The sequence below is a fragment of the Desulfobulbus sp. genome (genome assembly GCF_031547805.1).
Lineage (GTDB): Bacteria > Desulfobacterota > Desulfobulbia > Desulfobulbales > Desulfobulbaceae > Desulfobulbus.
In genome coordinates, this window is the sequence record NZ_JAVBRQ010000044.1 from 1 (window position 1) to 10,994 (window position 10,994).

8 protein-coding genes are annotated in these 10,994 nt (G+C 62.0%); 4 read left to right on the forward strand and 4 right to left on the reverse strand.

Annotated elements, in window-relative coordinates:
* Positions 1-358: transposase (locus RMR13_RS14405; protein WP_409070302.1), on the reverse strand; the 358-nt coding region annotated here is incomplete at its 3' end.
* Between the two features lie 365 nt (positions 359-723).
* Between RMR13_RS14405 and RMR13_RS14410 the strand changes: the two genes are divergently transcribed.
* Both RMR13_RS14410 and ndk read left to right on the forward strand, forming a co-directional pair.
* A complete protein-coding gene (locus RMR13_RS14410; RefSeq protein ID WP_310601324.1) occupies positions 724-1,887 on the forward strand; it encodes an ABC transporter substrate-binding protein in 1,164 nt (387 codons plus the stop codon).
* A 242-nt stretch (positions 1,888-2,129) separates the two neighbouring features.
* Entirely contained in the window at positions 2,130-2,546 is a 417-nt protein-coding gene (gene ndk, locus RMR13_RS14415; RefSeq protein ID WP_310601325.1) for a nucleoside-diphosphate kinase, read from the forward strand.
* A gap of 162 nt (positions 2,547-2,708) precedes the next feature.
* Here the strand turns inward: ndk and RMR13_RS14420 are convergent, their stop codons facing one another.
* The 3 genes from RMR13_RS14420 to RMR13_RS14430 are packed head-to-tail and all read right to left on the reverse strand — an operon-like array spanning position 2,709 to position 8,490.
* Positions 2,709-5,792: an efflux RND transporter permease subunit gene (locus RMR13_RS14420; protein ID WP_310601326.1), complete on the reverse strand. Its 3,084-nt coding sequence runs from the start codon at positions 5,790-5,792 to the stop codon at positions 2,709-2,711.
* Positions 5,789-7,009: an efflux RND transporter periplasmic adaptor subunit gene (locus tag RMR13_RS14425; protein ID WP_310601327.1), complete on the reverse strand. Its 1,221-nt coding sequence runs from the start codon at positions 7,007-7,009 to the stop codon at positions 5,789-5,791. Before RMR13_RS14425 ends, RMR13_RS14420 begins: the two co-directional genes overlap by 4 nt.
* Entirely contained in the window at positions 7,006-8,490 is a 1,485-nt protein-coding gene (locus tag RMR13_RS14430; protein ID WP_310601328.1) for an efflux transporter outer membrane subunit, read from the reverse strand. Before RMR13_RS14430 ends, RMR13_RS14425 begins: the two co-directional genes overlap by 4 nt.
* Before the next feature lie 437 nt (positions 8,491-8,927).
* Here RMR13_RS14430 and RMR13_RS14435 point away from each other — a divergent pair, with 437 nt between their 5' ends.
* A complete protein-coding gene (locus RMR13_RS14435; RefSeq protein WP_310601329.1) occupies positions 8,928-9,572 on the forward strand; it encodes a DUF47 family protein in 645 nt (214 codons plus the stop codon).
* A 78-nt stretch (positions 9,573-9,650) separates the two neighbouring features.
* Positions 9,651-10,634: an inorganic phosphate transporter gene (locus tag RMR13_RS14440; protein WP_310601330.1), complete on the forward strand. Its 984-nt coding sequence runs from the start codon at positions 9,651-9,653 to the stop codon at positions 10,632-10,634.
* Positions 10,635-10,994: the final 360 nt, after the last annotated feature.

Consider the following 10,994-nt stretch of genomic DNA (forward strand, 5'->3'; position numbering starts at 1 on the left):
CGCAGGCTGCTTTCAGCGCAGGGTCATAACGGAGCCGGTCATGGTCATTAGCATCTTCGCAACCCAGGGCTATGCCGTAGACCCGTTGTTTGAGCAGCGTCTCCAACCCATGATGGACCCGATTGGCGGCCCGTCTGTCCAGCAGAGAACGAGCCATTAACTTTGTGACACCATACCGAAGATCAAGTTCTCGGAGTACAAGACTGCCACCATCGGAACTGATCGAGCCACCATCAAACCCACCGGTCAGCTTCTTGCCGAAAAGACTTTCCAACTCAAACTGTTCGTGGCACACTGCGTTCATGAGGACCTCTGGGGTGATGCGTTTTCCTTTAGCGATTACAAGGTGTTGCCACATGTCCTCATTCTTGTTCACAGCTCTTTATGAATAACCCGGGATAACGCGGTTGCCGGGAAAGTGCCATCATCTTTTTGGCATATCTCCCGAAAGTCGCAAAGAAAATGCGTTTTTCTTCGCCGTCCCCGCTGGACGGACAGCTTCCGCGCGATGGGCCGCCGCTCCACTCTGGAGCGCTCCGGATCACCGTCGGTCCGTCCGAATGCGATGCTGCGGGCAACGGATCGGACGAACCGCCTCGGGCGGCCTGTGGCCCATCGCGCCACGGCCTGCGGCCGCGCGGTATTCGTTGACGAACGGGCGGCTATTTGTCATAACAACGCCTGTTCATTTCAAGGTCCTGTTTTTTCAAAGCGGAGGAGCACATGGGCAAGGACGGACGGGCGTTGCGGATGTTGGGACGTTTCATGGCATGGGGCGGGGTGGCGGCCTTGCTGATGGCATCGCCTGCCTGGGCGGCCGGAATCAAGATCGGGGCCATCCTCGCCGAAACCGGCCCGGCGGCCTTTCTGGGCGGGCCCGAGGCGCGGTCGCTCCGCATGCTGGTGGATGAAATCAATGCCAAGGGCGGCATTGCCGGCAAGCCCGTCGAGTTGATCGTCAAGGATTCGGGCAGCAGCCCGGAAAAGGCGGTCTCCTTTGCCAAACAGCTGATCGACGAGGAAAAGGTCTTTGCCATCATCGGGCCGTCGACCAGCGGCGAGAGCCTCAGCATCAAGAAGATCGCCGAAGCCGGCAAGACGATCATGATTTCCTGCTCCGCGGCCGAGACCATCACCATCCCGGCAACCCCGCATGTGTTCAAGACCGCGCCCAGCGATTCCTTTGCGGCGCAGCAGATTTTCACGACCATGCGCAAGAAGGGGATCAAGAAAATCGCGGTGCTGGCCGGCAACGACGGGTTCGGCAAGGCCGGCAAGGAGCAGTTGGCCAAAAATGCGCCGGATTTCGGCATCACCATTGCCGCCGAGGAAGTTTACGATAAAAACGCCACCGATCTCGCCGCCATTGTTGCCAAGTTGAAGGCCAACCCCGAGATCGAGGCGGTGGTCAACTGGTCGATCGTGCCGGCCCAGTCCATCTTGGCGAAAAATATCCGCCAGGCCGGGTGGAACGTGCCGATCTACCAGAGCCACGGTTTTGCCAACATCAAGTACGCCGAGGCCGCGGGCGTGGCCGCCGAAGGCATCGTTTTCCCGGCCAGCCGGCTGTTGGTGGCGGATTTCCTGCCCGCCGGGCCGCAGAAGGATCTTCTCGTCAAGTACCGGGATTCCTACGAAAAGAAATACGACGAGAAGGTCTCGACCTTTGGCGGCCATACCTACGATGCTATGACCATCCTGGTCAAGGCCATCGAGGTCGGCGGCGAGGACCGGGAAAAGGTGCGCGCCGCCATCGAGAACATCAAGGGCCTGATCGGCACCGCCGGCACCTTCAACTTTTCCACCGCCGACCACGGCGGCCTGGGGCCGGACGCCTTTGCCATGCTGACCGTCAAGGACGGCCGGTTCGTGCCCCTGGAACAGTAGCGGCAAGAGACGTTCTGGCGCGTCGACGCCCGGAAGGACCGCGCGGGGATGCGGCCTGGCTCGACCGGGCGCATCCCCTTTTTGTTGCCTGCGGCTCGCGCCGCGGAGGGCGGCGAAAAGAGACGCCGCCACTGTTGCCCTTGCGCCGGGTTCATGGTATAGCAGGCCCACATTTGCCACCGCCGCTTCCGCATCCCGTGCGAAGCGTTGCCATCGACCATCCAGCCAGGAGAACGTTGCCCATGGAACGCACATTTGCCATCATCAAGCCCAATGCCTTCAATGCCGGCAACGCCGGCAAGATCATTGCCCGCATTTACGCCGAAGGATTCAAGATCGTCGGCATGAAGAAGCTGTATTTGAGCAAGCGCGAGGCCGAAGGGTTTTATTATGTCCACAAGGAACGGCCCTTTTTCGGCGAACTGACCGATTTCATGTCCAGCGGCCCCTGTATCGTCATGGTGCTGGAGGCCGAAGGCGCGATCAAGAAATGGCGCGACCTGATGGGCGCCACCAACCCGGCCAACGCCGCCGAGGGCACCCTGCGCCGCGAATTCGGCGATTCCCTGGAAGCCAACGCCACCCACGGTTCGGACGCCCCCGAAACCGCCGCCTTCGAGATCGGCTATTTCTTCTCCGGCCTGGAGCTGCTCGTCTGATCGGCCGACCCGTTTTCCCGTTTTTTGCCCATAAAAAAGGCGGCCCGCACAGGGCCGCCTTTTTTTTTCATTCTGATTTCCATCGAACCTCAGCCCAGCTCGTTTACCGGCAATCGGCGGAGTTCTTGACGCTCCGGAAAGCCGGTCCCGCGAAAAAAAGTGCTACTCGATCGCCTTGGGCCCCCGGCCCTTGCGGTGCTTGAGCCATTGCTGCAGCTCTTCCATATACAGATAGAACACCGGAGTCACGTACAGGGTCAGTGTCTGGGAGAACAGCAGGCCGCCGACCACGGCCAAGCCGAGGGGCTGGCGCGACTCGGCCCCGGCCCCGTAGCCGACGGCAATGGGGATGCCGCCCATGAGCGCGGCCATGGTGGTCATCATGATCGGCCTGAACCGGATGACGCAGGCCTGGTGGATGGCCTCGGCCGCGCCCTTGCCCTCCAGCTGGGCGGCAATGGCGAAATCGATCATCATGATCCCGTTCTTCTTCACCAAACCGATCAGCATGATGATGCCGACAAAGGCGTAGATCGACAGGTCGACCTTGAACAGCATCAGGGTGATCAGGGCGCCGAAACCGGCAAAGGGCAGGGCGGTGAGGATGGTCAGAGGGTGGATGTAGCTTTCGTAGAGGATGCCGAGCACGATGTAGATGACCACGATCGACAGGGCCAGCAGCCAGCCCATGCTGCCCTGGGCGGCCTGGAACTGCTGGGCGTTACCCTGGAAAGAGGCGGTGATGCCGGTGGGCAGGATCTCGTTGGCCTTCTGCTGCAGATCGGCCAGGGCCTGGCTCAGGGCCACGCCGGGCTTGATGTTGAAGGACAGGGTCACCGAGGGCAACTGGCCCGAGTGGTTGATCGACAGCGGTCCCAGCCCCTGCGTGAGGGTGGCCACCGTGGAGATCGGCACCAGCGGCCCCTGGTCGGAGCGGATGTACAGCAGATCCATGGCCGAGGCGTTTTTCTGCAGGTCGGGAAGAAACTCGACCAGGACGCTGTACTGGTCGTTGGCGCCGAAAATGGTCGACACGTCGCGGTCGCCGAAGGCGCTGTACAGGGTGTCTTCGATCTGTTTGGGCGAGACCCCGAGCAGCAGGGCGCGGTCGCGGTCGATCTCCACCCGCAGTTCCGGATTGTCCATTTGCAGGTCGCTGGAAACGTCGAGCAACTCCGGCGTGTTCAGCATGATTTGCTCCAGGGACCGGGCCGTACTGTACAATTTGTCGGTGTCGATTCCCTGGAGGGTCAGCTGGTAGAGACTGCGCGAACGGCGGCCGCCGATGTTGATCGGCAGCGGATTGACCAGCATGGCGCGGATGCCGGGCACGGTGTTGAGCTTGGGCCGCAGGGCAAGCACGACCTCGTCGGCGGTCAGCAGCCGCTCATGGCGGGGCTTGAGCATCAGCATCATGAAGGGTGTGCTGGAGGAGGCGTTGACCATGAAGCGGTCGATATTGGGATCTTGTTGGACAATGGCCGCCAGTTGCATGAGGTGCGCGACTTGGGAGAACCAGGAAGCGGACTGGGCGCTTTGGGTGGAAACCATGATATAGCCGCGGTCCTCGGCCGGAATGAACCCCTTGGGCACCGCCACGAACAGGTAGGCCGTGGCCGCCAGGATGACCAGGGAAACGAGCATGGTGGTCCGCCGGTAGCGCAGCACGGCCAGCAGGCTGTGGTCGTAGAGTTGCACCATCCACTGATAGGCGGCCTCGGTGACCCGGTACATCCGCCCCTGGTGGACATGCGCGCCTTCGCGCAAATAGCGGCTGCACAGCATGGGCACCAGGGTCAGGCTGATCACGCCGCTGACCAGCACCGCCACGCCGATGGTCACCGAAAATTCGCGGAACAGTCGGCCCATGATGCCGCCGAGGAACAGCAGGGGGATGAAGATCGCCACCAGCGACAGGGTCATAGAAATGATGGTGAAACTGACCTCGCGGGCCCCATCGAAGGCGGCCCGCATCCGGCTTTTGCCCATTTCCATGTGGCGGACGATGTTCTCCAGTACCACGATGGAGTCGTCGACCACGAAGCCGACGGCCAGGGTGAGCGCCATCAGCGACATGTTGTTGAGGCTGTAGCCGAGCGGATACATGACCGCGAAGGTGCCGATCACCGACATGGGCAGCGACAGGCTGGGGATCACGGTGGCGCTGAAGTTGCGGATGAAGAGAAAGATCACCAGCACCACCAGGACCAGGGTGAGCAGCAGGGTGAACTGAATATCGTGGGCTGATTCGGTGATGGCGATGCTGCCGTCGCGGAGGACCGAGAGCTTGATCGAGGCGGGCAGGGTTTCGGCCAGCTTGGGCAGCAGGGCCTTGACCGCGTTGGCCACTTCGATGGTGTTGGCGCCGGGCTGCTTCTCCACCGCCAGCATGATGGTCTGGGCCTTCGTGGTGGGGGTGAAGAACCAGGCCCCGGACTGGTCGTCCTCTACGCTGTCGATCACCTTGGCCACCTCGGCCAGGCGGATGGGACGGCCGCCGCGCACCGCCACCACGATGTCGCGGTACTGGGCCGCGACTTTGAGGTCGCCGCTAGCCTTGAGGGTCAGGTTGGTGTACGGCCCTTTCAACTGGCCCATGGGCTGATTGGCGTTCTGGCGGTCGATGGCCGTGGACACCTCGTCGGGATCGAGGTCGAACCCCTTCATCGCCACCGGGTCCAGCTGCACCCGCACCGCGTATTTTTGCGAGCCGCGCAGGGTGATCTGGGCCACGCCGCTGACCATCGACAGCCGTTGGCTCATGGTCTGGCCGTATTGGTCGAGCAGGGAGAGCGGCAGGGTCGGGCTGTTGAGGGAGATGAACAGGATCGGGTCCGCGGCGGGGTTGATACGGCGGAACGAGGGCGGATCGGTCATGTCGTCCGGCAGGCGGCGGTTGGCCACGGAGATGGCGGTCTGCACGTCCTGGGAGGCGGCGTCGATGTTGCGGTCCAGGGAAAATTGCAGGGTGATCTGGGTGGTGCCGATGCTGGAAATCGAACTCATCGAGTCCAGGCCGGAGATGGTGGAAAATTCCTTTTCCAGCACCGTGGCCACGGTCGAGGCCATGGTGTCCGGGTTGGCGCCGGGCAAGGTGGCGGTGACTTGGATGGTGGGGAAATCGACGTTGGGCAGATCGCTGACCGCCAGGTGATGATAGCCGATCACCCCGAAGAGCAGAATGCTGAACATCACCAGCACGGTCATGACCGGCCGGCGGATGAAGAGATCGGAAATGCCGTTCATGAGGCGGTCCGCCCGTCTTTATTGCCGGAACTCTGTTGGCCGCCGCCTTCCTTGTTTACGCCTCGCACCTCGATCTTGACCCCGTCGGCCAGTTGCAGCTGCCCGTCGGTGACCACGCGCTCGCCCGCCGCCAGCCCGGATTCGATCACTGTTTCTCCCTGATAGAGCATGCCGGCGGTCACCGGCCGGTAGCCGACGGTCTGATCGTCCTTGACCACGTAGACGTAGGAGCCCTGCTGCCCGACCTGTACGGCCTGCGAGGGCACCACGATGCAGTCCGGCCGCTTGGTCAGTTCAAGGCGCACCTCGATCAACTGGCCGGGCCACAACCGGCCGTCTTCGTTGGTAAAGCTGGCCTTGAGCCGGAGCATGCCGGTGGTCGGGTCCACGGTATTGTCGATGAAGGCCAATTGGCCGGTAAGGGCAGGGGAATCGGCCTGTTTCTGCAGGGTGGCCAGCACCTTGAGGCTGCCGGCGGCCTGATAGCGGGCGATGTCCTGCAAATGCTGGCCCGGCACGGTGAAGGAGGTCAGAATGGGGGCGACCTGCTTGAGGGTGATCATCGGCGTGGCGGCGTTTTCCGTGATCAGGTTGCCCTGGTGGATGAGCAGTTCGCCGGTCCGGCCGGTGAACGGGGCGCGGATCGAGCAGTATTCCAACTCCAGCCGGGCGCTGTCCACGGCCGCTTCGTCCGCCTTGACCGTGGCAACCAGGGTGGCGACCTGGGTCGCGGCCTGGTCGGCCTGTTCTTGCGACACATAGCCTTTTTGGGCGGCCTGGGAGTAACGGCCGGATTCGCGGCGGGCATTTTCCAGCGAGGCCCGGTCCTTGGCCAGGTCGGCTTCGGCCTTGGCCAGGTTGGCGGCAAAGGGGCGGGGATCGATGGAGAACAGCAGCGCTCCGGCCTTGACCGAATCGCCCTCGCGGAAATGGACCGTTTTCAGGGTGCCGGTCACCTGCGAGCGGATATCCACCGTGGACGAGGCCTCGACATGGCCGGTGGCGGCCAGCTCCAGGGGCAAGGTCTTTTTGACGCTGTCGGCCACGGTCACCGGAATGGCGGCCCGTTTTTTCTGGCCGGCCCCCGGATCACGCTCCTTTGAGCAGCCGGCCAGCGCCAGCGCAACGAACAAACAGGTAAAAAGACGCAAGAAAAGCGAAGACACGGTGGCCGGACGGCGACACACCGGGGCAGGGGCGGGAAACAACGGTATCATGGAATATTCCTGGCAAGGGGCTTGGCATCGGTGCCGGAGGAGGTGGGGGCGGAGGCGGGTGGGAAGTGCCAGCCGCCGCCGAGGGCCTTGTACAGGGCGATCATGTCGACCGCCAGGCGCTGGCCGCTTTGCGCCTGCTTGTCCTGGGATTGGTACAGGGCGTTTTCGCTCTGCAACACGTTGAGAAAAGGGGTCAGGCCGGCCTTGTACAAGCCGCGGGCGATGAATGTGGCCCGCTGGCTGGCGTCCACGGCCGTCTTCAGCATTTCGTAAGTTTCCCGCTCGCGGTTCAAGGCCACGAGCGCGTTTTCGGTTTCGGCCAGGGCCGTCAGCACCGTTTTTTCATAAGTGAGTTCGGCCCGCTGCCGCTGGGCCTCGCTGGCTTCGACCACGGCCCGTCTCCTGCCGCCGTCGAACAACGACCAGTTGATTGCGGGGCCGACCAACCAGAAATGGCTTGAGGAAGAAACGAGATCGCTCAGCGAGGAATTCTGCAGCCCGATCAGGGCGGCGAGGGAAAAACGGGGGAACAGGTCGGCCGTGGCCACGCCCACGTTGGCGGTGGCGGCCGCCAGCTGGCGTTCGGCGCTGCGGATGTCGGGACGCTGGCGCAAAAGCTCCGAGGGCAGGGAAAGGGGCAGGTGCGGCGGCACCGGCGGAGTGGCACCGGCCACGCTCAGTTCCGCCTTCAGGGTTTGCGGCTGCCGGCCAAGAAGCAGAGCCAGCTGGTGCATGGCCTGGACCGCGCCGCTTTCCAGCGCCGGCATCTCGGCCCTGGTCTGGGCCAGCAGGGTCTCGGCCTGGGCCACCTCCAGCTCGTTGCCCAGGCCCAGGTGGAATTTATTGCGCACCAGATCCACGGTCTGTTCCTGGCTGCGGCTGTTTTCCCGGGCAATGGCAAGCCGCTGCTGATAGGCCCGCAACTCGACGTAATTCCTGGCCACCTCGGCAACCAGCGAAACGAGCACCGCCCGGTGGTCCTCCATGGTGGCGGCGAGGTTGGCCTCGGCGGCCTCGGTTTGGCGCCGGACCGAACCGAACACATCGATCTCCCAATTGACGTCGAATTGCACCTGGAACAGGTCCGTGGTCTTGGCATCGTCCGACTTGTGCTTGCTCTCGCGGCTGCCGCTGTAGGAGGCGCCCGCGTCCACCGAGGGCAACAGGCCGGAAGCGGCCTGGCGATACAGGGCCCTGGCCTCGCGGACGCGGGTCTCGGCGATCTTGAGATCCGGATTGGCCACCACTGCCCGGCCGATGAGCTCGTCGAGGAGGGGATCGTGGAACAGGGACCACCAGCGGGCGTAGGTTGCGGCCGGGCCGCCGTCGACCCCGGTTCCCTCGTCCCACTGGGTGGGCATCGACGGTTGGGGGGGATGGTAGTCGGGGCCGACCGGGGTGCACGCGGCAGGGGCAAGCAGGGCGCTTCCCAGGACGAGCAAAAGGCCGAGGCGAAATTTGAACACCGTGGAAAACCGCATCAACCTGCTCACCTGCTGGACAAAAGAAACTTCAGGGGCGGGGCCGGGAAATGGGGGGACTGGTCCGAACCACCGCACGATTCGCAATAATATATATTGAGATATCGGGATTTAAAACAAAATTCTTGGCTCAATGTATGTATCCTTGTTTTTAATGGTCTGAATTTGTTCGAGAAAATATCAAGAGTGGCAGCTGTCGCCGGTTTGCGTGGAAAACGGCAGCCAGGTTGTTTTTTTAATGTCAGAATTTTTTGAGGAAGGTAAAGTCGGTGCGGCGCACGGCACCCGTGACCCGTCATCCCATCACCATCCATCCGGCGACAAGCCGAAAACCGAAAAGAAGCGGGGCAGGATGCGAAGACGCATCCGCCGGCCGGTTGCCGCCGGAGCGCGCCGCTTGCTTCTGTTGTGCATTTTCTCAAGGAGGAACAACGTATATGGCCATAGGGTTTCTCGCCAAACTGCTGCCGCCACCGGAAAACAAGTTCTACAATTTTTTTGAGGATGGTGCGGAGGTCATCGAACTTTCCTCCCAACTCTTTTACCAGATTGTCCATTCCGACCTCAAACAGCGGGAAGAGTACCTCATTCACGCCAAGACCTACAAACGGCGCGCCGTCGAGGCCATGGAGGGCAGCCTCACCCTGCTCAACGCCTCCTTCATCACCCCGATCGACCGGGAAGACATCCAGCTGATCTCGACCAACCTGTACAAAAGTACCAAGATCATCCTCAAGGCCTGCGTCAATCTCAGGATCTACAAGATCGACTCCTATAACGATATCGTCAAGAAGCAGGCGGAAGTGCTGATCAAGTCGGCGGAGGAGTTGCGGTCGATCATTTCGATGCTGAAGAAGAACGCGCCGCTCAAGGACATCACCGCCTGCAACTACCGGATCAAGGATATCGAGAATCGCGGCGACGAGATCCTGTTCACCGCCACCGAAGAAATCTTTTCCGGCAGATACGATGCCCTGTATGTGCTCAAGATGCGCGACATCTACAAAGGCATCGAGAATGCCCTGGACATCTGCTCGGTCATTTCCGATCTGACCGTCAATATCGCGCTCAAGCACAGCTGATTTCCAACCAACGCTGTTTCCCGATGGACGCGGAAACCGCGTCGTTTGAGGGAGAGCACGGAAAAGGGACAAAGCCCAATGGTTCTCACCCTACTCATTTGCGTCATCGTCACCGCCCTGATCTTTGAATACATCAACGGCTTCCACGACTCCGCCAACGCCATCGCCACGGTGGTTTCGACCAAGGTCCTGACCGCCCGCGCCGCCATCATGTACGCCGGGGTGCTCAATGTCGCCGGCGCCTTCATGGGCACCCACGTGGCCAGCACCATCGGCCAGGGGATCGTGGATGCGGACGGCGTGACCCAGGGGGTTATCCTGTGCGCCCTGTTGTCCGCCATTATCTGGAACCTGATCACCTGGTACTACGGCATTCCCTCCAGTTCGTCCCATGCCCTGATCGGCGGCTTGATGGGGGCCACCATCTCCAAGGCCGGCTATCATGTCGTTCACTTCGACGGCGTCACCAAGAAGGTGCTCATGCCCATGATCACCTCGCCGATCATTGGCTTTGGCATCGGTTTTCTGTGCATGATCGTGATTCTCTGGCTCTGCTCGCGGGCGCGGCCCAACACGGTCAACAACTGGTTCCGGCGGCTGCAGCTGGTCTCCTCGGGGATCATGGCCTTCAGCCACGGCAGCAACGATGCCCAGAAGACCATGGGCATCATCACCCTGGCCCTGGTCAGCTACCACACCCTGCCCACCTTCAAGGTGCCCACCTGGGTCATTCTGGGCTGCGCCGTGACCATGGGGCTGGGGACCATGGCCGGCGGCTGGCGGATCATCCGCACCATGGGCAGCAAGATGATCAAGCTCAAACCCATCCACGGCTTTGCCGCCGAAACCTCGGCCGCAGCCGTCATTCTCACCGCCTCCCACTTCGGCATCCCGGTCAGCACCACCCACATCATCTCCACCTCGATCATGGGCGTGGGCAGCACCAAGGGCGCCAATGCCCTCAAGCTGGGCATCGTCGGCAACATTGTCATGGCCTGGGTCCTCACCATCCCGGTCTGCATGGTGATTGCCGCCATTCTCTATCGCATCCTCCCGGTCTGAGCAGAGGGGAAAGCGCGCAATATTTTCGCCGTGCTTCCCGCTACGCTCCCGGGCAAGGGTGCCCTGCCGGAGGGCCGACGCTCCAGGCCGGGCATCGGCACGGCCGGGGCGACCTTGCCGTCCCGCGCGCAATCCCTCCGCCATCCGCCCCCCGCTAGGAGCCTGTCGGACTTGAAGCCATTCCCAAGGGCAATATTCGTCATTTTGACTCATTTACTTCATTGATGTCCGGTTAAGGGCTTGCATTTGCAATTTCCGGATTTGCAGCTGGCCGTATTGGGTCGGTGTCCCCCCATGCTGCTCGGGATTCATTGAGGATTTGAGTGCGTAACTGGCGGACTCGTCGAATCGAGACCACCT

What these genes read in the sequence shown, in the direction of transcription:
- RMR13_RS14410 (WP_310601324.1), top strand. Translation starts at nt 724, where the DNA reads ATGGGCAAGGACGGACGGGCGTTGCGGATGTTGGGACGTTTCATGGCA.
- ndk (WP_310601325.1), top strand. Translation starts at nt 2,130, where the DNA reads ATGGAACGCACATTTGCCATCATCAAGCCCAATGCCTTCAATGCCGGC.
- RMR13_RS14420 (WP_310601326.1), bottom strand. Translation starts at nt 5,792, where the DNA reads ATGAACGGCATTTCCGATCTCTTCATCCGCCGGCCGGTCATGACCGTG.
- RMR13_RS14425 (WP_310601327.1), bottom strand. Translation starts at nt 7,009, where the DNA reads ATGATACCGTTGTTTCCCGCCCCTGCCCCGGTGTGTCGCCGTCCGGCC.
- RMR13_RS14430 (WP_310601328.1), bottom strand. Translation starts at nt 8,490, where the DNA reads ATGCGGTTTTCCACGGTGTTCAAATTTCGCCTCGGCCTTTTGCTCGTC.
- RMR13_RS14435 (WP_310601329.1), top strand. Translation starts at nt 8,928, where the DNA reads ATGGCCATAGGGTTTCTCGCCAAACTGCTGCCGCCACCGGAAAACAAG.
- RMR13_RS14440 (WP_310601330.1), top strand. Translation starts at nt 9,651, where the DNA reads ATGGTTCTCACCCTACTCATTTGCGTCATCGTCACCGCCCTGATCTTT.